General features: G+C 68.0%; 25 protein-coding genes and 5 pseudogenes. 11 read left to right on the plus strand and 19 right to left on the minus strand.

Annotation, left to right across the window (positions count from 1 at the left end; all coding sequences use genetic code 11):
• Positions 1-19 precede the first annotated feature (19 nt).
• From ACIQTP_RS43125 to ACIQTP_RS43165, 9 genes are all read right to left on the minus strand, one after another.
• Positions 20-1417 (minus strand): nucleobase:cation symporter-2 family protein, encoded by a 1398-nt coding sequence (locus tag ACIQTP_RS43125; protein WP_403410712.1) that lies wholly within the window; start codon positions 1415-1417, stop codon positions 20-22.
• Between the two features lie 223 nt (positions 1418-1640).
• Complete coding sequence (locus ACIQTP_RS43130) at positions 1641-3029, minus strand: 8-oxoguanine deaminase (RefSeq protein WP_403410715.1); 1389 nt, start codon at positions 3027-3029, stop codon at positions 1641-1643.
• 179 nt (positions 3030-3208) lie between these two features.
• Positions 3209-4156: a factor-independent urate hydroxylase gene (gene pucL / locus ACIQTP_RS43135; RefSeq protein WP_403410718.1), complete on the minus strand. Its 948-nt coding sequence runs from the start codon at positions 4154-4156 to the stop codon at positions 3209-3211.
• A gap of 5 nt (positions 4157-4161) precedes the next feature.
• On the minus strand, positions 4162-4560 hold the full coding sequence (uraH, locus tag ACIQTP_RS43140) for a hydroxyisourate hydrolase (RefSeq protein ID WP_351539068.1): 399 nt from the start codon (positions 4558-4560) through the stop codon (positions 4162-4164).
• Complete coding sequence (gene uraD / locus ACIQTP_RS43145; protein ID WP_403410721.1) at positions 4557-5072, minus strand: 2-oxo-4-hydroxy-4-carboxy-5-ureidoimidazoline decarboxylase; 516 nt, start codon at positions 5070-5072, stop codon at positions 4557-4559. The genes uraH and uraD overlap by 4 nt, the downstream gene beginning before the upstream one ends.
• A 133-nt stretch (positions 5073-5205) precedes the next feature.
• Complete coding sequence (locus ACIQTP_RS43150; protein WP_403410724.1) at positions 5206-5574, minus strand: helix-turn-helix domain-containing protein; 369 nt, start codon at positions 5572-5574, stop codon at positions 5206-5208.
• The gene (locus ACIQTP_RS43155) at positions 5571-5822 is read right to left on the minus strand and encodes a hypothetical protein (protein ID WP_403410727.1); all 252 of its coding nucleotides are present in this window, start codon (positions 5820-5822) and stop codon (positions 5571-5573) included. Before ACIQTP_RS43155 ends, ACIQTP_RS43150 begins: the two co-directional genes overlap by 4 nt.
• A 456-nt stretch (positions 5823-6278) precedes the next feature.
• On the minus strand, positions 6279-7532 hold the full coding sequence (locus tag ACIQTP_RS43160; protein WP_403410730.1) for a hypothetical protein: 1254 nt from the start codon (positions 7530-7532) through the stop codon (positions 6279-6281).
• A gap of 883 nt (positions 7533-8415) precedes the next feature.
• Positions 8416-9252, minus strand: coding sequence for a hypothetical protein (locus ACIQTP_RS43165; RefSeq protein ID WP_403410733.1), 837 nt, complete (start codon positions 9250-9252; stop codon positions 8416-8418).
• Between the two features lie 157 nt (positions 9253-9409).
• Between ACIQTP_RS43165 and ACIQTP_RS43170 the strand changes: the two genes are divergently transcribed.
• The 4 genes from ACIQTP_RS43170 (at position 9410) to ACIQTP_RS43185 (ending at position 13099) form a co-directional block, all read left to right on the plus strand.
• Positions 9410-9748: a polysaccharide deacetylase family protein gene (locus tag ACIQTP_RS43170; RefSeq protein WP_403410736.1), complete on the plus strand. Its 339-nt coding sequence runs from the start codon at positions 9410-9412 to the stop codon at positions 9746-9748.
• Positions 9679-10161, plus strand: coding sequence for a hypothetical protein (locus tag ACIQTP_RS43175; protein ID WP_403410739.1), 483 nt, complete (start codon positions 9679-9681; stop codon positions 10159-10161). The genes ACIQTP_RS43170 and ACIQTP_RS43175 overlap by 70 nt, the downstream gene beginning before the upstream one ends.
• A 154-nt stretch (positions 10162-10315) precedes the next feature.
• A complete protein-coding gene (locus ACIQTP_RS43180; RefSeq protein WP_403410742.1) occupies positions 10316-11632 on the plus strand; it encodes a hypothetical protein in 1317 nt (438 codons plus the stop codon).
• A 249-nt stretch (positions 11633-11881) separates the two neighbouring features.
• The gene (locus ACIQTP_RS43185) at positions 11882-13099 is read left to right on the plus strand and encodes a hypothetical protein (protein WP_403410745.1); all 1218 of its coding nucleotides are present in this window, start codon (positions 11882-11884) and stop codon (positions 13097-13099) included.
• Positions 13100-14125: 1026 nt separating this feature from the next.
• Here the strand turns inward: ACIQTP_RS43185 and ACIQTP_RS43190 are convergent.
• Together ACIQTP_RS43190 and ACIQTP_RS43195 are read right to left on the minus strand one after the other, a co-directional pair.
• Positions 14126-14956 (minus strand): hemolysin III family protein, encoded by an 831-nt coding sequence (locus tag ACIQTP_RS43190; RefSeq protein ID WP_403410748.1) that lies wholly within the window; start codon positions 14954-14956, stop codon positions 14126-14128.
• Between the two features lie 614 nt (positions 14957-15570).
• Positions 15571-15909, minus strand: a complete 339-nt coding sequence (locus tag ACIQTP_RS43195; protein ID WP_067385805.1) for a MerR family transcriptional regulator — start codon at positions 15907-15909, stop codon at positions 15571-15573.
• 1361 nt (positions 15910-17270) lie between these two features.
• Here ACIQTP_RS43195 and ACIQTP_RS43200 point away from each other — a divergent pair.
• Positions 17271-17676: pseudogene (locus ACIQTP_RS43200) on the plus strand (ATP-binding protein).
• Positions 17677-17709: 33 nt separating this feature from the next.
• Entirely contained in the window at positions 17710-18069 is a 360-nt protein-coding gene (locus ACIQTP_RS43205) for a hypothetical protein (protein ID WP_403410751.1), read from the plus strand.
• Positions 18070-18177: 108 nt separating this feature from the next.
• On the opposite strand, the pseudogene ACIQTP_RS43210 reads toward ACIQTP_RS43205, so the two are convergent.
• The 4 genes and pseudogenes from ACIQTP_RS43210 to ACIQTP_RS43225 form a co-directional block, all read right to left on the minus strand.
• Positions 18178-18384: pseudogene (locus ACIQTP_RS43210) on the minus strand (SCO5918 family protein); the annotation flags it as partial.
• A pseudogene (locus ACIQTP_RS43215) lies at positions 18312-18656 on the minus strand (helicase-related protein); the annotation flags it as partial. The pseudogenes ACIQTP_RS43215 and ACIQTP_RS43210, both read right to left, overlap by 73 nt.
• A gap of 205 nt (positions 18657-18861) precedes the next feature.
• The gene (locus tag ACIQTP_RS43220) at positions 18862-19065 is read right to left on the minus strand and encodes a cold-shock protein (RefSeq protein WP_067385816.1); all 204 of its coding nucleotides are present in this window, start codon (positions 19063-19065) and stop codon (positions 18862-18864) included.
• 1011 nt (positions 19066-20076) lie between these two features.
• A pseudogene (locus ACIQTP_RS43225) lies at positions 20077-20414 on the minus strand (MerR family transcriptional regulator).
• An 878-nt stretch (positions 20415-21292) separates the two neighbouring features.
• On the opposite strand from ACIQTP_RS43225, the gene ACIQTP_RS43230 reads away from it, so the two are divergent.
• Complete coding sequence (locus ACIQTP_RS43230; protein ID WP_403410754.1) at positions 21293-21475, plus strand: hypothetical protein; 183 nt, start codon at positions 21293-21295, stop codon at positions 21473-21475.
• Positions 21476-21699: 224 nt separating this feature from the next.
• Here the strand turns inward: ACIQTP_RS43230 and ACIQTP_RS43235 are convergent.
• Positions 21700-21912, minus strand: a pseudogene (locus tag ACIQTP_RS43235) (alpha/beta fold hydrolase); the annotation flags it as partial.
• Between the two features lie 32 nt (positions 21913-21944).
• On the opposite strand from ACIQTP_RS43235, the gene ACIQTP_RS43240 reads away from it, so the two are divergent.
• Positions 21945-22133 (plus strand): STAS domain-containing protein, encoded by a 189-nt coding sequence (locus ACIQTP_RS43240; protein WP_403410787.1) that lies wholly within the window; start codon positions 21945-21947, stop codon positions 22131-22133.
• 161 nt (positions 22134-22294) lie between these two features.
• On the opposite strand, the gene ACIQTP_RS43245 is transcribed toward ACIQTP_RS43240, so the two are convergent.
• Complete coding sequence (locus ACIQTP_RS43245; RefSeq protein WP_403410757.1) at positions 22295-22471, minus strand: CsbD family protein; 177 nt, start codon at positions 22469-22471, stop codon at positions 22295-22297.
• Positions 22472-22652: 181 nt separating this feature from the next.
• On the opposite strand from ACIQTP_RS43245, the gene ACIQTP_RS43250 reads away from it, so the two are divergent.
• From ACIQTP_RS43250 to ACIQTP_RS43260, 3 genes are all read left to right on the plus strand, one after another.
• Positions 22653-22823: a hydrophobic protein gene (locus ACIQTP_RS43250; RefSeq protein WP_067385923.1), complete on the plus strand. Its 171-nt coding sequence runs from the start codon at positions 22653-22655 to the stop codon at positions 22821-22823.
• A 335-nt stretch (positions 22824-23158) separates the two neighbouring features.
• A complete protein-coding gene (locus tag ACIQTP_RS43255; protein ID WP_403410760.1) occupies positions 23159-23512 on the plus strand; it encodes a PRC-barrel domain-containing protein in 354 nt (117 codons plus the stop codon).
• 213 nt (positions 23513-23725) lie between these two features.
• Positions 23726-24565, plus strand: coding sequence for an RNA polymerase sigma factor SigF (locus ACIQTP_RS43260; protein ID WP_382101619.1), 840 nt, complete (start codon positions 23726-23728; stop codon positions 24563-24565).
• Positions 24566-24767: 202 nt separating this feature from the next.
• On the opposite strand, the gene ACIQTP_RS43265 is transcribed toward ACIQTP_RS43260, so the two are convergent.
• Positions 24768-25220: a MarR family winged helix-turn-helix transcriptional regulator gene (locus ACIQTP_RS43265; RefSeq protein WP_403410763.1), complete on the minus strand. Its 453-nt coding sequence runs from the start codon at positions 25218-25220 to the stop codon at positions 24768-24770.
• 344 nt (positions 25221-25564) lie between these two features.
• Positions 25565-26218 (minus strand): type III effector protein, encoded by a 654-nt coding sequence (locus tag ACIQTP_RS43270; RefSeq protein ID WP_403410766.1) that lies wholly within the window; start codon positions 26216-26218, stop codon positions 25565-25567.
• Positions 26219-26374 lie beyond the last annotated feature (156 nt).

Consider the following 26374-nt stretch of genomic DNA (forward strand, 5'->3'; position numbering starts at 1 on the left):
CGGACGCGGACCCGGACCGCTACGCGCCCACCACCGCGGGGCCGGGTCCGGTGCGCCGGTCCCCGATCTCCTCGCCCGGTTCCATCGGGGCCGTGACCTCGTCGTCGTCACGGTGTCCGCCCAGGTGGTTGAAGACGAGGTTGAGCACGACGGCCGCCACGCACCCCGTGGAGATCCCCGAGTCCAGGACGATCCGCGCGGTCTGGGGAAACGCGTGGTAGAAGTCCGGCGCGGTGATCGGAATGATCCCGACGGCCAGTGACACGGCGACGATCAGGACGTTGTTGTCCTTCTCCAGCCCGGCCCTGACCAGGGTCTGGATGCCGCTGGCCGCGACCGACCCGAACAGGACGACGCCCGCCCCGCCGAGGACCGGGCGCGGTACGACGGCGATCAGCGACGCGGCCATCGGGCACAGGCCCATCAGCACCAGGAAACCGCCGCCGGTGGCGACGACGTACCGGCTGCGGATCCGCGTCATCGCGACCAGCCCGATGTTCTGTGCGAAGGCGCTGCACATGAAGCCGTTGAAGAGCGGGCTGAGGGCCGAGCCGAGGGTGTCCGCGCGCAGGCCCGCCGCGATGGTCCGCTCGTCGGCCGGACGCTCGACGATCTCGCCCAACGCCAGCATGTCCGCGGTCGATTCGGTCATCGAGACCACCATGACCACGCACAGCGAGAGAATCGCGGCGAGCTGGAACTGCGGGGCGCCGAAGTGGAACGGCGTCGGGAAGCCGACCACGTCCGCGTCGGTCACCGGACCGAAGTCCGTGACACCGAACGGGATCGCCACGAGCGTGCCGATGACCAGGCCGAGCAGCACGGCGATCTGCTTGACGAAACCGCGGGTGAAGCGGCGCAGCAGCAGCACGAGCACGAGCGTGGCCGCCGCGAGGCCCAGGTAGGTCCGCGAACCGTAGTCGTGCGCCGCGGGATCGGGTCCCTGCGCCCAGCCGAAGGCGACCGGCAGCAGCGAGACACCTATGAGGGTGATGACGGTGCCGGTGACGACGGGCGGGAAGAAGCGGACGGCCTTGCTGAAGAAGGGGGCCGCCACGAAGCCCAGGACGCCCGCGACCATCACCGCGCCGAAGATGACCGGCAGGGCGTCGGACCTGTCCTTGGTGGAGGCGACGACGGCGGTCATGGGGGCGACGCCCGCGAAGGTGACACCGTTGACGAACGGCAGCCGCGCTCCGATCTTCCAGAAGCCGAGGGTCTGGAGGAAGGTGGCGAGGCCCGCGGTGAACAGGCAGGCGCCGGTCAGGAAGGTCAGTTCGGTGGGGGACAGACCGACGGCGGCGCCGACGATCAGGGGTGGGGCGACGACTCCCGCGTACATGGCGGCCACGTGTTGCAGACCCGTGGTGGCCATTTTGAGTGCGGGCAGTTTCTCGTCGACGGGGTGGACGGTCACGGCGGCTCCTCCGGGCGGGTAACACGTCGGCTCTGACGTGGGTTTCAGGAGGTGGTGCGCGGTCGTGCGGGACCGGGGGACGGAACCCCTCAAAAGGGGCGAGGGAGACCGTTCCGGGGCGCGCACGTCCATGCACGCCCCGGAGACGGCCGCCGTGGACCCCGCTCGGGTCCACGGCTACCGGCCGAGGGCCGTCCCCCTCGGCCGGAGTTCTTTCAGTGGGTCAGGCCCCCGCGGCGATCCGCGCGAGGCGCTGTGCCTCCTCCCGCGTGGCGCGGGCGATGGCGTCCTCGTCGACGTGCAGGAGCCGGCCGTTCTCCACCACCGGCTCGCCGCCCACGAGCGAGAGCGTGACCGGGGCCGCCGCGCCGAAGACCAGCGCGGTCACCGGGTCGGCGATGGAGGCGTGCGCGAGGGTGTCCAGCTTCCACAGGACGAGGTCGGCGAGCTTGCCCGGCTCCAGGGAGCCGATCTCCGCCGCCCTGCCCAGGACCTGGGCGCCGCCGTAGGTGCCCAGGCGCAGCGCCTGACGGGCGTTCAGGGCGGCTTCCCGGTGGGCGCCGAGGCGGTTGATGAGGAGGGCGTTGCGCAGTTCGGTGTGGAGTTCGCCGGACTCGTTGGAGGCGGTGCCGTCGACACCGAGGCCGACCGGGACGCCGGCCGCGAGCATGTCGGGGACGCGGGCGATGCCGGCCGCGAGACGGGCGTTGGACGAGGGACAGTGGGCGACACCGGTCTTCGTACGGGCGAAGGCGGCGATGTCGGAGTCGTTCATGTGGACGCAGTGCGCCATCCACACGTCCTCGCCGAGCCAGCCGGTGGACTCGAAGTACTCGGTCGGGCCCATGCCGAACAGCTCCTTGCAGAACTGCTCCTCCTCCACGGTCTCCGAGCCGTGCGTGTGCAGTCGTACACCCTTGCGGCGGGCCAACTCGGCGCCCTGACGCATGAGTTCGGTGGAGACCGAGAAGGGCGAGCAGGGCGCGACGGCCACCTGGGTCATGGCGCCGAAGGAGGGATCGTGGTGCTCGTCGACCGTCGCCTCGGTGGCGGCGAGGGCGCCTTCGAGGGTCTCGACGGCGAAGTCCGGCGGCAGCCCGCCGTCCTTCTCGCTGCGGTCCATGGAGCCACGGGCGAGGGTGAAGCGGACGCCCATCCCGCGGGCGGCCCGGATGATGGCGCCGGACAGGTCGCCGGAACCCTGCGGGAAGACGTAGTGGTGGTCCATGGCGGTGGTGACACCGCCGCGGGCCATCATGGCGAGGGAGCCCTGCGCGGCGGCGGAGACCATCGGCTCGTCGATGCGCGCCCAGGTCGGGTAGAGCGCGACGAGCCAGTTGAAGAGGTTGTGGTCGGTGGCAAGGCCTCGGGTGATCCACTGATAGAAGTGGTGGTGGGTGTTGACCAGGCCGGGGGTCACGAGGTGACCCGTGGCGTCGATGCGGCGTACGACGTTCTCCAGGCCCTCCGGGGCCCTGCCCGCGCCGAGCGACTCGATGCGGTGGTCCGCGACGACGACATGGCCCGATGCGTACTCGGTGTCGCCCGCGTCCACCGTCGCGATCGCACAGTTCTCGATGACGATGCGCTGTGCTTCTGCCGATGCTGCCATGGTGCGTCCTTCTTCGTTTCGAGAGGTGGGCACGGCAGGACCCTAGGAGGTTTGAGTGCCGCGGCTGTCGACGCCACGGGTGCCGAAGGAGGGGCCTTCGCCAAGGCCTCGGAGGTTGGTCGGAGGCTGTTACAGAAGTGGGCTCGGAGGCCGGCTCAGAGGGCGGCTCAGAGGCCGGCTCAGAGGTTGGTGAGGTCCACCGGGATGTGCGGCTCGCAGCCGTCGCGCAGGATGGTGGCCTCGATGAGTCCGTAGGGCCGGTCGGCCGCGTAGTACACCTCGTTGTCGTTCTCGAGCCCGAACGGCCCCAGGTCGACGAGGAAATGGTGCTTGTTGGGAAGGGAGAAGCGGACCTCGTCGATCTCGCCGCGGTTCTCGATGATCCGCGAGCCCATCTGGTACAGGGTCTGCTGCAGCGACAGGGAGTAGGTCTCCGCGAAGGCCTGGAGCATGTGCTTCCTGACCTGGTCGTAGGACTTCTCCCAGTTGGGCATCTTCTGCTCGTCGCCGGTCCAGTTGAAGCGCCAGCGGCCGGAGACCTGGGTGGCCAGGACGCGGTCGTACGCCTCGGGGAGCGTCGTGTACTTGTCCTTGACGTAGCCCCAGAACTCGGAGTTCGTCGAGTTCATCACGACGAGGTCCTTCAGCCCCGAGATGACCTCCCACGACGAGCCGTCATAGGTGATCTGGGTGACCCGGGTCTCCTGGCCCTTGCGCACGAAGGAGTGCTTGACGTCGTCGGCGCCGATGAACCTGGAGTTGGCGTCGGAGGTCTCGATGCGCTCCCAGGCGTACTCCTCGATACGGATGCGCGCGGTCCTGATCGGCTCCTGCGAGGTCACGAAGTGCCGGGCGAGGTGGATGCCGAACTGTTCGGCGGACTCGATGCCGTACTCCTTGGCGAAGGCGTACACCGTGTTCTTGGTGGTGTCCGTCGGCAGGACGTTCGCGTTGGAGCCCGAGTAGTGGACCTCTTCCATGTCGCCGCTCAGCGCCACGGACACGTTCAGGTCCTTGATGTGGTGCGTCGCGCCGTCGCGGGTGATCTTCACGACGCGGTTCTCGGCCTTGCCGTACTGGTTCTGCCCCAGCATCACAGGGCGGCCGCGGTGGGAATGGTCGGTCATTTCTGCTAGCTCCCTCGGTAAACGGAGTAGCCGAACGGGTTGAGCAGCAGCGGTACGTGATAGTGCTCGCCCGGCCTGACGGCGAAGGTGATCGTCACCTCGGGGAAGAACACTCCGCTCGCACCGCTGTCCCGATTCGCGGGGGCGTCCTGCTGCGCATCGGCTTGCTTCTTCTCGAAGTACGCCTCGACCTCGAAGTCGAGCCGTACGTGGGTCGTCCCCTCCGGCAGCGCCGGGAGGTCCTTGCACCGCCCGTCCACGTCGGTCGCGGAGCCGCCGAGCTCCCGCCAGTCCGCCGTGCGGCCGCCGCGGGCCGCGAGCCGGACGGCGACGCCCTCGGCGGGGCGTCCGACGCTGGTGTCCAGGATGTGCGTGGACACGGATGCGGTGGTGTCGGTGCTCATACGTTCTCCTCCTCCACGAGACGGGTCAGCCGGATGCGGTTGATCTTGCCCAGTTCGGAGCGGACGATCTCCCGCTCCCGCTCGGGCGAGTTGCCGATCCGTTCCTTGACCGCGTCGCGCATCTGCTCGCCGGTCCTGCCGGTGGCGCAGATCAGGAAGACATGGCCGAACCTCTCCTGGTACGCCAGGTTCAGTTCGAGCATCTCCTCCTGGAGCTTCGGGGAGGCGCCGGCCATGCCGCGCTGCTCCCAGGAGGAGGTGGGGTCCCCGGGCTTCGGCCGCCCGATCGGCGGGTGCCCCGCCATCGCCTCCGCCAGGTCCCCGGCGGTCAGCTCGGCCATGACGGCGTCGCTCGCGGCGAAGAGGTCGTCGGGGGTGGCGTACGGACGGCGGGCGAGCAGGGTGCGCACCCAGACCGTCGAGGCGCACGCCTCGTGGAGGGCGGCGTGGGCCGCGTACTCCTCCAGGGCGTTGAACCGGGCGAGGCCGCCGGGTGTCGTACTCGAAGTCACGGGAAGCCTCCGTGGCCTTGTGCTGGACGGGCTGCGGCTAGCTAACGCCCTCGGAAACACCACGTCAACACTTTGTTGAAAAATCGAGGTAACAACCGACGCCCCGCGCGAGGCGACAACCGAAGCCCTGTGCTCAGGCCTCCTTCTCGCGGTTCAGGTAGTTGTAGACGGTGAAGCGGCTGACGCCCAGCGCGCTCGCCACCGTCTCCACTCCATGCCGCACCGAGAAGGCGCCGCGAGCCTCGAGCACCCGTACGACCTCCTGCTTGGACTTACGGTCGAGGTCGGCCAGCGGCTTGCCCTGCTTGCGCTCCAGGGCGGCCAGGATGTGATCGAGCGAGTCGGCCAGCTGCGGCAGCCGTACGGCGACCACGTCCGAGCCCTCCCAGGAGAGCACGACATCGTCGAGGCCTGCCTCGTCGGGCGCCAGCATCTCGCCCCCCATGGCGTCGACCAGCGGCTTGACCGCCGCGACGAAGGGGTCGTCTCCGATACCGGTCACTTATAACCCTCCCCGACCGCGTTCACCTGCAGGGAGACCCTGGTGGCGCCCGCCTCCAGAGCCCGGCGCAGCAGCGCGTCGACGGCGGTGAGCACCGCGTCCGCCTCCCCCTCGGCGGTGTTGCCGAACGGGCCGACGTCCACGGCGTCCAGCTCGGCCGCCTCGATGACCTCGCGGGCGACCAGCGCGTGCGGGGGCGCCTCGTCGAGGTCGAAGGGCTCGGTCGTGAACTCCACTCTCAATCGCACTGCGCCCCCAAAATACCTCTCCGACCTGCACCTTTACCCCGAGCCCTCATCGCGAGGGCACATCAGGGCACAACGTGGAGGCATCGATCGACTGCTCCTCAGCCGCAATGCACCGCAGGCCGATCAATTTCACGGTGACGGAGCCGGTTCGCCCGTCACGAGGCGACCCTAACCGCCAGAGGGCAGTTACGGCCCTACTGGAGGGCCCGTCAGACGCTCGAAACGTCAAACGAGCGTCACGGCCAACCGGAACCACGTCCCTACCGAATCGCTTCAGCCAGGTCTGTCACCAGGACGTCGGCCACCAGTTCCTCGACCACAGCGATGCCGTGCCCGCTCAGCCGCTTGGCCGGCCTGGCGGCCGCGGCGGTTGGCGATCCATGTGCCGAGTGCGGTTCGGAATGCTGACTGCCCCGGCGCAGGGGATGCGTCGAGGCAGTCCGGCATCGCGGCCAGTTAGCTGAGTGAGGTGAGGAGGGTGTTGAGTGCCTTGACCTCGGTGGCCTTGTCGGGGTTCGAAGCGCGCAGCGCCTTCAGGACGTGGTCGATCTCGCTGTCGAGGAAGTGCCAGGACTGCTCGCTCTTGGGCTCAAGACTGGGCTGGCCATCGTCCCAAGCGGTCTCGAGGTCGGTCACCCGGGTGGTCGCGGCTTGCTGGTTGCCCGAGTTGAGTTTTGCCAGGGTGTCAGCTGTGATCGTGCGGAACTTCGCGATCTCAGCCGGAGGGAACGGCGACGTCGCCTGCTTCGGGGTGAGGTGGGCGGTCACAGGTGCCGGGGTGTCGGACTCGCTGGCCGCGGCCGCGTGGGGCTGGTGGTGTGCCCAGATGAGAAGGGCCGCAGTCGCGACCGCTACGACGGCGTAGTAACCGAGCATGATCCGCTCACGCGCCGGGTTGAGCGCTCGTGGGGTATCGGTGAGGTCGTTGGTCTCGATGACATCGCTGCGGCTGAGCGTGAGGTACACGACCGTGGCGAGGATCGCCGCCAGGAAGATCACGCTGGTCGCCGCGGTGCCGAGGCCCAGGCCGCCGTCGCCGCTGGGCGAGCCGAGCCAGTCGCCGAGGTTGGCGCCGAGCGGGCGGGTGAGGATGTAGGCCAGCCAGAAGGAGAGCACCGCGTTGGCACCGAGGCGCCATGCGAGGACGATCGCGCCGATCAACCCGAGAGGCAGGAGCACGGAGACGCCCGGAGTCCAGCCGGTCAGTTCCAGGGTCCAGTCGCCGGTCGCGGTGCCGAGGGCAAAAGTGACCAGGACCGCGAGCCAGTAGAAGAGCTCACGGGGGCGGGTGGTGATGGTGTGGACCGACAGGGTCCGCTCGCGGGCGTACCAGATCCCGAAGACAACGGCGAGGATGCAGGCGAACACGCTACTGCTCAGCGCGAGGGGAACGCCCTGGCTGTCGGTGAGGATGTCGGTGTAAAGCGTGCCGGTCACGCTCACCACCACGACGGTGAGCCAGTACACGAACGGGACATAGCGTTTGGTGGTGAGTTGCCAGCCCAGGACACCGACCAGAACCGCGGTGAAGATCAATGAGGTGTTGATCAGGCCGACGCCGAGGTTCATGTTGATCCAGTCGGCGAAGCTTTCGCCGACCGTGGTGCACAAGATCTTGATGATCCAGAACCAGATCGTGACCTCGGGAACCTTGTTCAGCATCTGCTTGACATGCGTCCGAGAGCTCTCGGGCGTCGTCACAGTTGTCATGTAACCCTCACATAGAACGGGCGGCAGCACAGAGGGGGCGCCCCTCACGTCTGCGGAACGGTAACTGTCTACAACTGTGTAGACAAGCGCAGCCTTGAATCCGCAGGACGGCGGGATGACTTCGATTGCTCGTCAAGCCCGCCCGGGCCGCGCCGCCGGGGGCGATATCCGCGGCACGGTTCGCATTCCCGGAATGACCTCTGCTTTCATTCTTTCCTTGGCCTGCGCAAGGACTTTCGGTACACCTGTTATGGCCCGGGGGCGACATACCTTATAGGCGGGGCCTTGAGATTGCCCCGTGTGATACAGGACACGCCTTTGGCTGAAACTCTGGAAACCTCGTCCCAGAATTCAATCTGCGGAGCGCGTGAATTCGCGTCGCCCGATCCCCCGTGCGGCCTCCCCCTCCTGGCCACGCAAAGGCTCTCCTGGCACTCCCTACCCAGTGCCGGAGAGGCGGTGTGGGCCCGCCTCGGCTGGTTGCTCGCCGACTCGCTGCCGGTCTCCTTGCTTGGTGCCCGCCTCTGGAAGCACCTGACCCTCAGAGGTTTCATTGGTCATACTGCTCGACTGTGCCAGCGGGAACCTGAACGCATCCTGACTGCCACCGTGTATCACCCGCCCCACTCGTGCACCACGAGCAGCATGGCTCCATGCACACACGCGCCTCTCCTCCGTAACGGTCGTCCCCCACTCTCGGCGGGCCGAACTCTGATTCAACCGCCGCCGACACCCCGCTCTCCCCGACCAGCAGCGCCGTCCTCTCGGCGCCTGTTGGCTGAACTCCCCTGCCTTCGCTCGACCACCTGTGCGTGCTTCTCCACGGGTGGGATGAACCAGCAGTCGAGCGTGGCCGGCAGGAAGTACCGGACCGGCTCGTGGCTCAGGCCGCGTACCCCGACGGGTGCTCCGGTTCGGCGACATCCCTGCGGGTGACGGAGAGGTAGGTGACCAGTCCGAGGATGACTGCCAGGAACAGAGCGCTGGTCACGACGGCGCCCAGGTCGAGGCCGCCGTTGCTGGTGGGCTGGGAGAGGTAGTCGCCGATCGAGGCGCCCAGCGGGCGGGTCAGGACGTAGGCGATCCAGAAACTCCACACCGCGTCCAGATCCAGCGCGAAGTGCGCGATGGCCACCGCGGCGATGGCCATCGCGAAGAGCACGGCGGACAGCCAGTAGCCAAGGTCTACGCGCTCGGACACCAGGTCACCGGCTGCGGTGCCGAGTGCGAAGGTGAACAGGACCGCCAGCCAGTAGAAGGACTCGCGGCTGGTGGTATCGATGTGGTGGATGGACAGGGTCCGCTCGCGCCGGTGCCAGACGGCGAACACGACCGCGAGGACGATCGCGAAGACCGTGGTGCTCGTCGCCAGCGGCACGCCCACGTTGTCGGTGAGGTTGTCGCTGATCAGCGTGCCGACGACGCTGATCAGCGCCACCGCCGACCAGTACACGCCCGGCCGGTAGGCGCTGGAGCGGAACTGGACCACCAGGACGACGGCCAGCAGGGCACTCATCAGCACCGACACACCGGTCAGCCCGAGACCCGTCTTCTCGTTCAGCAGGTCCGCCGCGGTCTCGCCGACCGTCGTGCACAGCACCTTGATGATCCAGAAGTAGACGGTGACCTCAGGCACCTTGTTCGAACGCAGCCGTCCCCGAGAACCGAAGGGCTGACCGGACTGCGGAACCACCTGACTCTCACACGTTTCATAGGTCACGTTGTCCGACCGTGCCACCGGGCACCTGAACGCATCCTGACTGCTGGCGCGCTTCACCCACCCCGCCCGTCCCGCACGGGCACCATGCCGCCATGCCGCCATGCACACACATATCGCCCACTCCCCTATAGCGGGCCTCCGTCCCGCCCCTGCCCACGTGACGGAAGAGAACCGCCTTGGACACTCCGAGCACCGCTCCCCCGGCGTGGTGCGCGAGATCGCCGCGGCGGGCCACGAGATCGGCGTCCACGGCTGGCGGCACCGGCCGCTGCTGCTGCGCAAGCCCGCGCGCGACTACGACGACTTCGCCCGCGCCCGCGGCACGGTCGCCGACATCACCGGCACCCGGCCGACGCTCTTCCGCCCGCCGTACGGCATCATGTCCACCGCCGCACACGTGGCAGCCCGGGCCTCAAACTCACCCCCGTGCTGTGGACCTGCTGGGGCGAGGACTGGACCGCGCGGGCCATACCCGAGTCGGTCCACCGCACGGTGACCGCGGACCTCGACGGCGGCGGCACCATCCTGCTGCACGACTCGGACTGCACCTCGGCCCCCGGCGCCTGGCGCTCGGCCCTCGGCGCGCTCCCCCGCATCCTCGACACCTGCACGGAGCGAGGCTACGAGGTCGGCCCGCTCTGCGACCACGGACAGCCGCTGCCGGACACGAGCTGCGGGAACCCCCTGCAGCCGCCGATCGTCTACAGCTATGTAGACGATCGGCTCTGGCGTAGTCGTTCATTCCTGTCCGCTCACCGCCGTCAGGGAATGACCGCTCGCCGGATGCACCTGGCGTTGGAGTCCGACCCGGACCGCAAGGCCGTGCTCGCCCGGTTCGTCGACAGGCTGCCCGCCACGGACGTAGAGCTGCTGCGGCAACCGCTGGGCAGTCTGCCGGATGAGCGGTGAGCGGCGATGCGGCGGCGGACCGACAGCGGCGAGGGCGGCCACAAGATCGCGGGCAAGATCGTCATGGCAGCCCTCGCCGCGAACTGGAGCAACACCCCGGAGAGTGACTTTGACGACCAACCGCAACGAGTGGACTTTGCGTCTCGCGGCCCCGATGCGGAGAATTCCCCCGCGGAAGCCGATGGTCGTCGACCGGCCGACACCGCGCCCAGCGGTGTGGATGGCCGGGGCCGGTATCGCACTGTTCGCTCTGGTCGGCGCGAGCGCGCCCAACCACAACACGCTCAGGGCACCGATCCCCTCGCTCCGGCTGCCCGCCATGGCCGGCACCGTCTCCCAGACGGCCACGATCGCGGCCGTCGTGCTGTCGTGCTGGGGCACGCTAAGCATGCTCAAGGCCCATGAGCGGGGCTGGAGACCCGATGCCCGGCTCCTGTTCCGGCTCGGCGCCATGACCGCGCTCGCCGTCGCCAACCTCACCCCCGTCGGCTCCTCCGACACGGCCAGCTACGCCGCGTACGGCCGCATCGCTGCGCTCGGCGGTGACCCGTACGTGACGACTCCCGCCCGGCTGGGCGGCGCGTACGCCCACCTGGTGAGCGAGGCGTGGCGGAACACACCTTCCGTGTACGGGCCGGTGGCGACGTGGTGGCAGGGCGCTGCGGCCTTCATCGGCCAGGAGCGGCCGTGGCTGACCATCTGGGCGCTGATGCTCGCGAACGCCGCCGTCTTCGTGGGTACCGGGTACCTGTTGCTGCGGACCGCCGACGACCCGGTCCGTGCGGGCCTGCTGTGGAGCGTCAATCCGCTGCTGATCGGTGTGCTGGTCGAGGGTGGGCACCTGGACACCCTCGTCGCAGGCCTGGCCGTCTGCGCGGTTCACCTCGCCCGCAGGGCGGCCCGGTGGCACCACGACCTGATCGTGGGAGGGCTGGTCGGCCTTGCCTGCGGTGTGAAGATCAGTGCCTGCCTGTTCGGTGTCGGGCTGGCCTGGCCGCTGCTGCGTTCGGGCAGCTGGCGACCGGCCGCCCGGCAGGCATGCGCGGCCGCGCTGACCCTGGCCGCGCTCTACGGAGCCTACGGCGCGCACGCACTGGCCCCGCTCTCCGCGGCCTCCCGACTGGTCTCTGCACCCTCCTTGTGGGCGGTCTTCGATCAGTGCGCCAGCACGGTCCTGGGCCCTGGCTCGACCGCGGCGATCGTCAGCGTGCTGTGGCCGGTGGTGATGCTCGCACTGGCGTGGGCGCTACGCCGCCGCGCCGCTCCGGACGCCCCCTCCGTCATCGCCCTGCCGTTCGCGCTGGCCTTCGCCTGGGTCCTCGCGGCACCGTGGTCGATGCCGTGGTACACGGCTCTCGCCTGGGCCCTGGCGGCCCTGTTCAGTCAGGGCCGCCCGACCCAGTACCTCACCGTGGCCACCGCCGTCCTGGCCCTGTCCCACAACAGCGGCGGCCACGGCTGGACATGGTGAGAGACCACGCCGGGCCGGCCGCAGAGGTGTTCGGCCAGCTGTCCACAAGGACATCGGCGGCCGACCTCGGACCGCCGGTTTCACATGATGCTGGCTTTGACGGCGTGATGAGCCGGCGCTGACGCACAGGCCCACCGTCCCAGGCCGAGTTTCAGACGCTCCGTACCTGAATCTCATGGTTGTGCGGAACCTGGGAGCGGTCAGGGGAGTCATCCCAGGCGGGGGGTCGACCACCAGAGAGGCATGAGGATGGCTGATCAGAGCAGCCGCCCCGCGCGGAGCGGGGCCGCCTGGCACTGGTGGTTCCTCGGACTCTGGGCGACCGTCTGGTTCCTGGCGGACCTGCGAGGCGGCGGCTACTCGTGGCACTACTTCGCGAACGGCAGCACCTTGCTGTTCTCCGGCTCCGGAGCCTCGCCGGCGGGGGGCCTGCACCTCTATGCGAACTACCCGAACCTGCAGATAGGACCACTGGCCTTTCTCTGCGCCTGGGTTCTGGGGAACCTCGGCGGGGTCGTCGCCGCCCAGCTGACGATGATGAGCGTCGGCCTTCTGGTGCTGCGGCTGATCGAGCAGACGGCACTGGCCCGGCAGCCGGATCTGCGGTCGCCCCCGCAGGCCCTGCGGATGACCGTCGCGGCCGCCGGTGCGGTGTTCCTGATCGTCTGGGCATCGCTGGCGGTGCACTACAGCCACCTCGACGACGTGCTGGCGCTGCTCTTCGCGGCACTGGCGATCCGGGCGGTCCTCGCTGACGTCCCGGCACTGGCGGGACTGAGCCTGGGCCTAGCCGTGGACGCCAAGCCGTGGGCTCTGGTCTTCCTGCCGCTGGCTCTCGCCGTGGCCCGCGACCGACTACGGCATGTCGCGTTCTACGCCGTCGCCGTCGTGGTGCTGGCCTGGCTGCCCTTCGTCGTCGCCGACCCCGCGACGCTGGGTGCGACCCAGTACCACATCGTCAACGAGCCGTCCTCGGCGCTCCGCGCGCTCGGGGTGTCGGCGGCGGGGACCCCGTCGTGGGACCGGCCGGCGCAACTCGTGCTCGGCTGCGTGCTTGGGGCGGCCGCGATCCTCCGAGGGCGCTGGGTGGCGGTGCCGCTGCTCGGCATCGGCGCGCGACTCCTGCTGGATCCCGGCGTCTACGACTACTACTCGGCGGGATTCCTGCTCGGCGCCTTGGTCTGGGAGGCCCTGGGGCTGCGTCGGCCCGTGCCCGTCTGGTCGCTGGTCTCCTTCGGCGCACTCTACCTAGCCCCGAGGCTGACCAACGACGCGCAGGTCCTGGGCGACCTCCGACTCTGGCTGGTTCTCGTGGTGACCCTTAGCGTCCTGCTGGCTCCACGGGACTGGTGCGTCGCGTCGAAACCGAACAAGGTCGCCGCGGGCGCCCTCCGACTGCCTCCCCGAGACCCGTGGGTCGCCCACTCGGTCGGCGCGGAAGCGAGCAGGTGGTCCGTGCATTGCTGAGCGTGACTGACGCGAGCCCGGGCACAGGCTCTCTAGGAACCCAGCAGCTCCGCGCAGAGCGTCGCCTGCTCTCGGCGCTCCAGCGATACTCACCACCTTGACAGGGCCTAACCTGCCCAACAGGCGACCTGGCACCCCATCAGAACGAGCGTCAAATGAGCGTCACGAGCATCATTTCAGCGTCAAGACATCACCCGTAACGCCCACACCGCACATAATGTGCACGGCTAGACCCCAGGACGGGAGCCCTCTGCGGCAGGTTCGAGGATCGCCACCCACTCCACGTGATGCGTCATCGGAAACACGTCGCCCCGAGAGAGTCCGGTCAATTCGCAGATCAGGGCAGTTTTATCGGCTTCTCTAGCAGTCATCGGGCGCGTGGAGCGTCAGATGAGCGCCACGCGGAGCAGTGGTGACGCCAGGCCCTTCGCCACCACACCGATGATGCCGAGCACGGTGGCCACAAGGGCCAGCAGGAGGAAGAGAGCCATTGGTGTCACCTGATGGTGGGAGACGTTGTCGGGGGCATCAGTGGCGGGTGAGGCGACGTTCGCCGCCCTCACCCGTTCGGTAGGCGAGCTCGTAGTGCGCGAAGACCGTCTTCTCGTCCTCCGCGAGCAGTTCGCCGTCCGTGCCGATCGAGGGCGCTTCCTTGACCTGCTTCTTGTCGTAGGCGACCTTCAGCTAGCCGGGACCGGCGGTTGTCCACGTAGACCGCCTCCAGGACGTCGATCTTGTGCCGCTCGTGGTAGACCGCCCCTGGCCTCGCCATTCCCTGATGTCTTGCGCCTCGAACACGGGGCCCCCTCTGTCTCAGGTCAGCTGAAGACCGCTGTCGTCGCTCTCTCGCTCCTTCCTCCTTCCTGCCTTCGGAGCGTCACACCCTGGAGAGCAGCCAACTTGCAGGCCGGACCGGCGGACGACCTTCACTCGCGGCGCGATGCCTCGGCGACCGCCCGGCCGTCGCGGTCCAGCGCGCGGCAGCGTGGGCGATCAGCGGCGCGGCCCGCAACACCTGTCACGGGGTCAGTAGGTGGCCAGGGAGATGGCGATGTAGTGCGCGGTGAAGGCTGCCACGGTCAGGGCGTGGAACACCTCGTGGAAGCCGAACCAGCGGGGTGAGGGGTCGGGGCGCTGGAGGGCGTAGACGACCGCGCCCGCGCTGTAGAGGAGACCGCCGGCGACGATCAGGGTGAGTACGGCCGCTCCGCCGGTGTGCAGGAAGTCGGGCAGGTAGCGCACCGGTGCCCATCCCAGGGCCAGGTAGCACGGGGTGTACAGCCAGCGTGGCGCTCCGACCCACAGGACCCGGAACGCGATGCCGGCCAACGCGCCCGTCCACACGATCCACAGCAGCACGGACCGCTGGTCCGGCCGGAGGAGGAGCACGGCCAGGGGCGTACAGGTACCGGCGATGATCAGGAAGATGTTGGCATGGTCTAGACGTCGCAGAAGAGCCTCGCCGAGCGGCCCCCAGGTGCCGCGGTGGTAGACGGCGCTCGTTGCGAACAGCAGCCAGGCGGTGACCGAGTACACGGCGCAGCCCAGGGCCGCCTGCGGGGTGCGAGCCAGGCAGATGAGCACGATGCCCGCGATCAGTGCGGCGGGAACCATTCCGGCATGGAGCCAGCCACGCAACCTCGGCTTGATCGGTTCGGCCAGGTCGGCCGCCCGCTCCACCAGAGCGGCGACCGGGTGAGCGTTCTTCCCTGTCCCGTCATCTTGTGATCCGACGGGCAGCCCGTCTTCACGGCGCTCTCCACCCCCTGAGGCGGCGTGGATGTGTTCGGCTTCAGCGGCGTCGCGGGACACAGCTTCTCGTCCTCCCTCGGACTCCTGGGCGTCACCGGTGATCATGGGGTCATGCTGGAAGACGACACCCCGACGGCATTCTAGGAGTCCGGCCGCGAACACCACGCCCACGTCGCCGGCATGGTGTTCCGCAACCGTTTGAACTCCGACCTCGTTGATCCTGGCGCCAATCGGGCCTGCCGAGGCCGAGTAGAACAGCTGGTCATGGCAATGATCAGGGCTCCCGAACGGGCATCTCCGCTTGCCTACGCGCAAGGATCGTCGATGCTTCCTGAGGTCTGCCCCCACATATCCGCCCCCTCGCACACCAGTTGGAACACCAATTGGGCCTGGCTCCGCATCTCGAAGCGGGCCAACTCGATGTGGAGCGCGTCGCCGGCATCGCAGTCGTCGCAGCTGCCCACTCCGATGGGTATGCGGCCACCGGCCATCTCCTCGGACTGCCGGCCGCGCTACTTGCCCCCACCAAGGCAGGAGCCCACCGCCTGGCGCGTCCTGCACGCGGACCACAGGTTGGATGATCCGGCTCGCCGGACGGCCTTCCTCGACGCCTGGACCAGCGCCTGAACGTCTGCTCCTGCAAGCTGCGCTGTGCGTGCCGGGCAGCGTGCGTGAGGGCAGTGGCGAAGCTGCCGGGAAAGCCGTAGGTCCCAGCCGTCTCAGGACGCGGCTGTTGGATTCGCCGATTCGGCGGCGCGGCGGTATTCGGCGTTGATGCGCTGGGCTTCCTCAAGCTGGTCTTCGAGGATGACGATGCGGCAGGCGGCCTCGATGGGGGTCCCGTGGTCGACGAGCTCCCGGGCGCGGGCCGCAATGCGCAGCTGGTAGCGGGAGTAGCGGCGATGGCCGCCCTCGGAGCGGAGCGGGGTGATGAGGCGGGCTTCGCCGATGGCGCGGAGGAAGCCCTGGGTGGTGCCGAGCATCTCGGCGGCCCGACCCATGGTGTAGGCGGGGTAATCGTCGTCATCGAGCCGGCCGAAGGAATCGTCTGCTGTCATTACACCTCACTGTGGAACGCGTGGAGGGGCCCTGGTGCCATATGACACCAGGGCCCCGAAGGGAACTGCTACACCATCTGCCGGCCCTGATACTGCGCCGGCCTACTTGTTCCGCAGGCCCACCCGGGAGAGGACGGGAAATGCGGGGATCGCGGATGCGTGACCGGAGACCACCTACCTATCGATGTCCTGCGGTACCCGGGCTCGAGCCTTCCGCCCGGGCGATCCTGATGGCGCTGAAGCCCTCCGTTCTTCCCTCTGAACCAATCACTTACCAAACGGGGACTGCGTACTGCTTGCACTGCTGATACCGCGAACTACTGGTGGCCTCGCCTAGCGCCACCCTTCGGCAGGCAGCTCCGTCGCCGGTCCTGCATCTGCTCTGACTCAGAACCCCACTGCCGAACCTCCCGGCACGCGCGCCCGCAGCCGACGCCTTTACCGAGGAACCACTGACAACCGCACTGCTGGTACTGCGAACTGCACTTACGGAACTGCTACTGCGTGAACTGCGGTCCTGCTCACGGCGGCCCCTGATCACTGCGGGCCACCCGGTCCGGTCGTCAGCCCCGTCGCCGTCCTGCGACAACCCTGGCTTCGGAACTCCACCACCGCACCGTCCTGCGAACTGCAACTACGTGTACTGCTGCCCGGCAGTTCATCTCTGCCGGGCCTCGTTCGATCTCGGCTACGAGAGAAACCATAGCCAGACCACCACCCAATGTCTACTCCAGCAAACATAGATTTCCGCGTGCCCCGAGATGAAGCTATCCGCCTCGATCGGTCTATGGACGGTCGGATCTGCCCCGAAGCTCAGGTCTGGCGCTCGGAGTGCCCCGCAGCCGGGCAGCCCGTTGGGCTGACCGTGACGCCGCCGACTGCGCCGCGGCTACCGTCGGCGGGTACCGGCCACCACTGGGCACCTCATGTTTCCGGCCGTGACACCCCGACAGGCCGGCCGATGACAGGCGTAGCACGAGGGCCCGCGCCGGCCTTGACGATCCCGGCCCCACGACGGAGCAGCAGTTCGTGGAAGCCGTGCACGCCGGTGCCGGTGCCGCAATCCGCGGACTGCCGCTCCTGCTGCCGCGTCAGCGCCTCGAGAGGATCTACTTCATCGGCCCGCGGTAACTCTCTGCGCCCTCGCCCGGCTGGCCGTGCTCGCCCGACCGGTGGCGTCCGCCTCGGATGGGCCGCCCGCTCGAACCGGCGCGGGCCCCCGACTTGAGCAGGCCGTGGGCCGGCACCGTGACACAGGCGTGACGCGGACGCGCGGCAGTGCCTTTGCGGGTGGAGGGGCGGGGCAAGAGATCGGGTAGGCAAGGCCGGGCATGGACGATCCAGAGACCAGGGTGACCCTGATGAACATGACGGCCGTCGACGCCACAACCGTCCGTTCCACGACAGCCGTTGGTGACGCACGCGATACGCCACGGGCCTTCCTCGAATGCCTGCGACAGCCGGCCGTGGCCCCTGACGCAGCGGACACCGTGGTCCTGGTCGTGTCCTGGCTCGTCACCAACGCCCTGCGCCACGGCCCGGGGCCGCTGCACGTAGGAACTGACTGCGCACCCCGACACCATCGAGGTGGCCGTCCACGATCCCAGTCGGCATGCGCCGCGCATGCGCACCCCTGACCCGAACGGCGTCGCAGGGGGCTTCGGTTGGCCCATGGTCAACCGCCTCGCCCGCGCCACCGCGGTCACCCGCCGGGCCTCCGGCGGCAAGACCGTGAGCGGCCGTCTGGCCCGGTGGCGCCACCGCTGAGCACCCGGATGGCCGGTAAATATAATCTGCCCCATGTCGAAGCCTGACGAGCTGCTCGTTGACGTCGCCGCCCTGGTGGAGTCCGGGCAGAGCAACCAAATGTCCCTGACCGTGGTCACCGGTGGCGCTGTCATCACCGGTCGGCTGGCTCCCGAAGCAGTGTGGAGGCAGAGGGTGTCGGATGTGCTGACAGATTCCGCCCGCTTGGGAGAGTTCTCCGCCGCCTTCGACGCCCCCGCGAAGAAGAACGGGCCGCCCACTCATCTGCACTTCCATGTCGCCCGGATCCTGCAGGGCACGGTCGGCATCCCGGAGACAGGCGGAATGTACCGCGTTGCGATCGACGACGTCAGCGCCTGGACCATGGGCGACTTCAGCTATTCCGACCACTGAGCAACCACTGCGACGCGAACCCGCCGCAAGCAGTGTGGGCCCGGCCGGCGCGCGTCGGCCGGGCCCACACTGCCGTTCAGGTGCCGGCTCGTGCTCCTGTTCCCCAGGTCAGACCGTGACGGGGGTGCCGAGCTTCGCGGCAGCTTGCTGGAGCGAACTGGGGAGGCGTACGGGTGCGGCCGTGGGGAGGGTGCGGCAGGTGAAGCCGAGCTGAGTCATCGCCCGGAGGACTTCGGCGGCGCTGAAGTCACGGCGGTCCTGGCGGGTGACGACCACATGAGGCGGACCATATCGCGGCGCTGGTTCGGTGTGACGAGGGTGACGACGCTGCCGGACTCGCCGGCGCGGGCGGTACGTCCGCCGCGGTGGAGGTAGTCCTTGTGGTCGGTCGGCGGGTCGAGGTTGTCGACGTGGATGCCACGCGCCGCGACGTTGGTCGCTACCAGCACGCTGACGTGCCCCGTCTTCGCCAGCGTGCGGGTGCGCTGCGGCTGCGACTTGCCCCCGGGGAGCGCGGCGGCCCGTACCCCGCTGGTGAGCAGGTCCTGGGTGAGCCGGTCGACGGCGTGCTTGGTGTCCAGGAACATGCCGAAATAGGTGACGCAGTGGGGACGTAAAATCCGGGCGTCGACTGCGGTGTAGCTCTTCAGGATGCGCCTGCATCCCGAAAGGGGAGCCGCGTGTGGTGAGACTGCGGATTCCTCCGAGCCGTCCCGCGGGTGAAACCACCGCGGGAAATGGATGCAGCTGGGGCCCGCACCCCGAAGGATGCGGGCCCCAGCTACAAGTCTGTCAGGCCGGAACGATGTTCTCGGCCGTCAGGCCCTTCTGGCCCTGCGCGATATCGAAGTTCACCTTCTGGCCTTCGAGCAGCTCGCGGAAGCCCTGGGCGGCGATGTTCGAGAAGTGGGCGAACACGTCAGCGCCGCCACCGTCCTGCTCGATGAAGCCGAAACCCTTTTCCGCGTTGAACCACTTCACGGTACCAGCAGCCATGTCATATCTCCTTTGGGGCAGTACACCGACGTCCGCACTGTGCGAGCACCGTGTCGCCGCGATGATTACCCCGCCGGAAAATGACCGGAAATAAAAAAAGCGCTCTCCCCGGCAAGAGCGGGGTGGGAGCACTTGAAGTTTCGGGAACCACAACTGCAACTGAGATGGACAGTAGCACGCCGCAACGGCCCGCGTCGGTTAAGTAATTCCACTCCACTTGTTGCGGCAAAAACTCTCACTACACCGTCCGTCAAACTCTCACCTCACGAACACAGATATTGACTCACTCGCAGTGCAACGTTCCCCGCCGGGCCGGCCCTTTTGCGTCTGCGGGTCACCGGTGCCGTGGTGCGGGTTGAACCGGGACAGCGATCCCGTCGTACCGGCCGCCAAGCCCACGATCCCGAACGCGTGGGCCAGCACGGCCTTGAGATCGTCAGAGCACTTACCCAGAGCCTCACTGTCGAGCGGACACTCCTCGGCAAGCGCATCACCGCGGACATCGCCCTCACCACGGCCACCACATAACCGGACCGGTCTCGGCAGTTGCTGTCCGCTCATCGCGACGGCCGCCGGTCGCCCGGCGACCGTGTGCCTCGCGAGACGTGGCCCCCGTACCGTCCACATCGAGCACTCCCCACGGGCACGACCCGGAAGCGCGGAAACCCGGTCTCGAAGCTGGCCGCCAGGGACGCACCGGGCCGCGGCATCTGCGGGAGCCGAGGTGGGCCCGGCGCTCGTGGAACGCCGCAGGCTCACTGTGCCGCGGGAAGCAGCCTCAACCACCACACCCGAACGGCACGGGGAGACTGCATCAACCTGGCCCTCAGCCGCTATCGACCGCCATAAGCGCCCCAGCTGCTCACACACGAGGGAGGAAGCGAGCCTGCGTCCGTTCGCTCCAGCTCCGCGGCCGTGGAACGCGAAGCTGCGCAGCACGTTGCGCGTCGCTGGCGACCTGCGAGGGTGACAGGCAGTGAAGTCCTGCACGGGTTGCACGTCCTGGGCGCCTCAGGCGGCGGTTGTCGGGTTCGCTGATCCGGCGGGGCGGCGGTATTCGGCGTTGATGCGCTGTGCTTCTTCGAGCTGGTCTTCGAGGATGACGATGCGGCAGGCGGCCTCGATCGGAGTGCCCTGGTCGACGAGCTCCCGGGCGCGAGCGGCGATCCGCAGCTGGTAGCGGGAGTAACGGCGGTGTCCGCCCGCAGAGCGCAGCGGGGTGATCAGGCGCGCTTCGTCGATGGCGCGGAGGAATCCCTGGGTGTGCCGAGCATCTCGGCGGCCCGGCCCATCGTGCAGGCGGGGTAGTCGTCGTCATCGAAACGGCCGAACGAGTCGTCTGCTGTCATTGCACCTCTCTCATGGAACGCGTGGAGGGGCCCTGGCGCTATTCACGCCAGGGCCCCGAAGGAACTGCTACACCATCTGCCGGCCCTGATACTGCGCCGGCCTTCTGAGTCCGCACCAGCTCACGGGGGATGAGGGCTTGTGCGGGGATCGCGGTTGCTCGACCGGAGACCACCTCACTATCGATGTCCTGCGGTACCCGGGCTCACGACTTCCGCCCGGGCGATCCTGATGGAGCTCGTCCCTCCGTTCTTTCCCTCTTGGATCAACTAACTGCTGGTACTGCTCTCCTGCGTACTGCTGGTACTACGAACCGCTCAGTGACCTGTCACAGCGCCACTTTCCGGCAGCCAGCCCCGTCGCCCGTCCTGCGTCTGCTCTGGCTTGGAACCCCACTGCCGAACTTCCCGGTGCGCGCGCCCGCAGCCGACGCCTTCACCGAGGTACCGCTCACTCTCTTCACTGCTGGGCCTTGCGAACTGCACTTACTGGTACTGCCACTGCATCAACTGCGGTCCTGCTCACGGTGGCCCCTGATCACCGCGGGCCACCCGGTCCGGTCGTCAGTCCCGTCGCCGTCCTGCAACCACCTGGCTTCGAAACTCCACCACCGCACCGTCCTGCGCACTGCTGCCCGGTAGTTCGTGTCTGCCGGGCCCTGCTGTCTCTCTGGGCTACGAGAGAAACCATAGCCAGTCGATCACCTAATGTCTACTCCAGCAAGCATAGATTTCCGGTTGTTCGGCAGCGAGATAATCGGCCTCGTGTAGCGACGACGGAGTGAGTAAAGCCGTCATGCGCCGGGTTAGCGGGCCGCCGACCAGGGCATGAGCCCCGCGCACACGAACGGGCATGACGATCTCGAGACCGGGGGGACCTGATGGACACGATGAGCGTCAGCGCCGCAGCCGTCCGCTCCACGACATCCGTTGCCGACGCTCGCGAGAGCACCCGGGAATTCCTCGAAGGGCTCGTGCCGACGCTCGCGGCGGAGGCTGCCGAAACCGTGGTCCTGGTGGTCTACAGCGCCATGCGGGGCTCAGACCTGGATTTCCGCGGTTAAGGGGGCGTCTTCCGGATGGACGGGTGCTGACGTCTGCCCGCACCGACCCGCCGCCGAGGCACGCCGGAAGGGGGAGGCGGCGGAACACCAGGTGCCCGGTCCCGCGGCGCTCCGCGGGATTGGGCTACGCGCTTCGCGGACGGCGGCCGAAGTCCGCTTGCGGCTGGGTGGGAGTACGGCGGTATGGATCTCCGCAGCAGGAACAATGTGACGGCCACGGGCCGGGCTCGCCGCAGGTCCGGCTCCTCACAGATCTCCACCACATCGTGGGCATAGCCCTTCAGCGAGGAGTACCGCTCGGGGCTGAAGGCCGACGGATCCGAGCCGCCGGAGCCTACGTAGTCGAACAGCACCACCCGGTACCGCTCGGCCAGGGCGGGCACGGCCGGCCGCCACATGTTCTGATCACAGCCGAACCCGTGCGCCAGCACCACCACCGGCCCATCTGGGCCCGGGCCAGGACCTGGTCATCGACCTGTCCGGCCTGGAGTACTGCGACTCCAACGGCATCACCGCTCTCCTCGCCGCCCGCCAACGCGCCCAAGCCGCCGACGCAGAGACGACCCTGGCCGCCGTCCCCGCCAACACCCTGCGCATCCTCACCGTTGTCGGCCTGGACCAGGTCTTCACCATCCAACCCGGCAGCAGTACCGCGTGAGATTCACGTCGTCACGGCGTCGGCACGGCGACCCGTGCACGGGTGAGCATCGGACCCGACCTCATCACGTGCGCCAAGCGGATCTGTTCGGCTACTCGGGGGCAGGACAGCACAAATCCCGGCAGCCACGGACGTGGCTGCCGGGATCAAAAGTGGTGCGCCTACTTCGGCTTGATGGCGTCCTTGGCCTTCTCCTTGGCCTCGCGCAGGTCGCCCTTGGACTCCTCGGCGTGACCCTCGGCCTTCAGGGACTCGTTGCCGACCGCAGCGCCGACGACCTTCTTGATCTTGCCCCTGGCCTGCTCACCCTCGGCCTGAGCCTTCTCGTCCGCAGCCACAACCACTCACTCCTGTCTCGCTTGAAGGAAGTTTCACCCTCCGTGTCGCCCTGGATTCCACTCTTTAAACCGGAAGGCCGCCGCACGGCTCCTCGCAGCTCCGTGCTCTCTATGAAGTACGCGGGTCCGCAGGAATGGAGATCGCCACGCGGGGCACACGAGGGGGCGGAGGTTGATAACTATGGTTCCTATTCTTCTTGTTCTTCTGCTCGCCCTGATTCTCTTCGGTGCCGGTTTCGCTCTCAAGGCCCTGTGGTGGATCGCCGTCATCGTGCTGATCGTGTGGGTCCTCGGCTTCGTGATCCGCCCCACAGCAAGCGGTGGAAAGCGCGGCCGCTGGTACCGCTGGTAAGCCGCCTGAACAGCGCACCCATACGGGTGGGGCCCGACGCCGCGGCGTCGGGCCCCACCCGTTTCCTGTTTTCCTGTTACCACAGGGATGAAAGTGGTGATTCTGCCGCTTCTGGGTACCTGGAGGTCATGGCCGGAGGTGGCCGTGACGCCAGGAACCGTGGCCTCCAGCACGGCACCTCCGGCCATCCGCATTTCTTCTCGGCATGATGTGTGGGGTCCGGGAGGCCGGGGCACCCGGCTTTCTGAGGAAGCGTCACCGAATTCGATGACGTCTATAACTCCGCAGTTCCGCTGCGGCAGCAGCAAGGAATCTCGAACAGGGAGCCGTTCTTTATGAGTGACAACATCTGGGGCTACCAGCCGACCACGGGCTACACCGCGGGCACCGACCTGACCGGATGGAAGGTCGAGGCCACCGACGGCAGCATCGGGAAGGTCGACAAGCACTCGGACGACGTCAGCTCCGCCTACCTCGTCGTCGACACCGGCGTGTGGATCTTCGGCAAGCACGTTCTGCTGCCCGCCGGGACCGTGAGAACGGTTGACCTGGCCGAGCGGAAGATCTACGTCGACCTCACCAAGGCCCAGATCAAGGACTCCCCCGAGTTCGACAAGGACAAGCACGTCGGCGACGCCGACTACCACGAGCAGGTCGGCGGCTACTACCAGAACCACCGACGCGCCTGACCTCAGCACCACCCCGGAAGTGGGGCCCGCCGGAGACGCTCCGGTGGGCCCCACTTCTCGCGGCCCAGACCAGCCCACGGGGCAAAAACCGGGTGCGCTGGGTCTGCTCTAAAATCGCCTGGCATGCATTCTTCGAACCCGGGTACGCCGTCTGTTGCCGCCGCACAAGGGGCCGGTGACACGAAGCCTGGATCGCAACAGGAGGGGCCTGACATGACAGTGACGAAGACGGCAGAGGCACGGACCGTGGTGCTGCCCGAGATCGCGGACCCGTCGCAGGTCGCCCCCAAGGACGCCCGGCAGTTGTCCAGGCTGTTCTTCGACCAGCTCGGCGTTCTGGAAGAGGGCACGCCCGAGTACCAGTACGCGCGCAACACGCTCATCGAGATGAACATGTCCCTCGTCCAGTACGCGGCCGGGCGCTTCCGCAGTCGGGGCCAGGACGAGATGGAGGACATCGTCCAGGTCGGCACGATCGGATTGATCAAGGCCATCGACCGGTTCGAGCTGTCCCGCGAGGTCGAGTTCACCTCCTTCGCCGTCCCCTACATCGTCGGTGAGATCAAGCGCTTCTTCCGCGACACCTCGTGGGCGGTCCACGTCCCCCGCCGTCTGCAGGAAGCCCGCATCCAGCTCGCCAAAGCCACCGAGGAACTCCGCAGCCGACTGGGGCGCATGCCCACCGTCAAGGAACTCTCGCAGTTGATGTGCCTGAGCGAGGAGGAGGTCAACGAAGCGCGTCTGGCTTCCAACGGCTACAACTCCTCCTCCCTCGACGCCACCATCAGCTCCAGCGAGGACGGCGAAGCGGCGCTGGCCGACTTCATCGGCATCGACGACAACGCTCTCGAACTCGTCGAGGACTTCAACGCCCTCGCCCCGATGATCGCCCAGCTTGACGACCGGGAACGGCGCATCATCCACATGCGGTTCGTCGAGGAACTCACCCAGGCTCAGATCGGCGAACAGCTCGGCATCTCCCAGATGCACGTCTCCCGCCTCCTCAACCGCACCCTCGTCAAGCTCCGAGAAGGCATGCTCACCACCAGCTGACCGCAGCGGCCCGCAGCGAACCGGTGGTGTTTCCCTCCCTCCACCAGGGAGGGAAACACCACCGGTTCGCGTCACGGCATGTCGGTGAGGGCGCCTTCCTCTACGTCCCGTGTGGATCTTTGGGCGGACAAATCTAGGTGATCGGTGACGGAATGCTGGGGGACGGGGCTGAGTCTCGTGGCGTCGGCGCGGGTGGGGAGTCCTAGGGGACGAGGCGGAGCATGGGCTGGTCGATCAGTGCTTGCTGCAGTGCGGCAAGACCTTCGGTCAGTGCGGTGCGCTGGTGGCTGGGCATGCTGTCGAGGGCCTGGAGGAGAAGTTGGTCGCGCCGTCCACAGACCTGGGCCAGGTGTCTACGTCCGGCGGGGGTCACGCACAGCATGACTTCGCGGCGGCTGTCGGGGCACGGCCGGCGGTCGACCAAGCGGCAGACGGAGGGCGGCGATGCGCCCAGGAGCCGGGTGAGCGCCCGCATGCGGATTCCGTTCTCGTGGTCGACGATGTACATCACGCGCAGCTGGGAGACAAAGGGATTACGGAGGCGGCCCGTCGTTGCGGTCTTGTTCCCACATGACGTCGAGGAGTTCGGCGATGCTGCTGGCCTGACGGGCGCGGCGCGGACGGGGTCGAAACCGGGGCTGATGCGCTCGGGCATGCGTTTTCCATCCGCGGGGCCTGGTTCCTGATCAGGGTCATGCACGCGTGGTCGGACGGCGCCAGAGTCCGATCCGGCCGGACGAGACCCTTGGCCGTCGGCGTGGCCGACGAGTACGCCGTCCTCTGACGTATGACGATCCGCCCCCTTGGAGCTCGGTCATAGCGCCGGCTCCTGATGTGTGTGCCTGCCTCACTCGCTTCTCTAACTCCGACAAAGATTGCGTGGAGGGGTGCCCGCGCAGGGCATCCGTACCACCGTCACTCCAGGGCGACCGGCTTCTGGCATCAATGCCGCAGACCAGAGCACACCCGCCGATCGGGAGCGCAATGGCCCTCCGGTGTTCAGTGGCGGTCGTGACCGGCCTGGCGCAGTTGGTCGGTGTGGCGGGTGATGGTAGCGATGCGGGCTGCGAGGTCGGGGTGCGTGGCCTTGAGGTGGGTGCGGGTGTCGGCGAGTGGATCGATGAGCTGGGCGGCGTCGTTGTCGGCGAGGGCTTCGGCGAGCCTGGCCAGGGGTGTGCGAGCACGAGCGGGGAGGTCCGTGAGCGCGGAGACCTGGCCGGCGAGCTGGCGCAGTTCGGCGGCGTTGGCCCGCGCCCAGGTGGTGATGGTGCGGTCGGCGGCCCGGCGGTTACGGGTGGCCTGTACGCGCTGTTCGCCGGTGGTGCCGGGTGTTCCGGGGCGCACGCGCAGGTAGCGGCGTTCGGCGGCCTGGCGGCTGGCGACGCCGAGCGGGTGGGCGAGGTCCGCCCAGCTGGAGCCCGCGGCCCGGGCTGCCTCGATCAGTCCAGGTTCCCATCCTGCGAGTTCGTCGCGTAGCTCACGCAAAAGAAGGAGTGCGGCCAGCGCCTGGTCCGCACTGGCCGGTCCGTCCTGGGGGTGCCCTGGGGCCTGCGGGTTCTGGGCGGTGCGGACGACCTCGCTGATCGTGTTCAGGGCTGTCGCGGCGGCAAGGAACGAGGCAGCACGGTCCTGCGGCTGGGGGAAAGCGGTCATGAAGATCCTCCTTGGTGTCACCCTTCCGGTGACGTGTTCGCTTGTCATCGTTTGGATGACATGTTACAACGGTGGCAGACGAAGCGCATTGGCAGTTCCTGCCAGACCTGTGGAGGTGTATTCGCGATGTTGATGCGCACCGACCCGTTCCGCGAA

The sequence above is a fragment of the Streptomyces sp. NPDC090798 genome (assembly GCF_044768965.1).
Classification (GTDB): Bacteria; Actinomycetota; Actinomycetes; order Streptomycetales; family Streptomycetaceae; genus Streptomyces.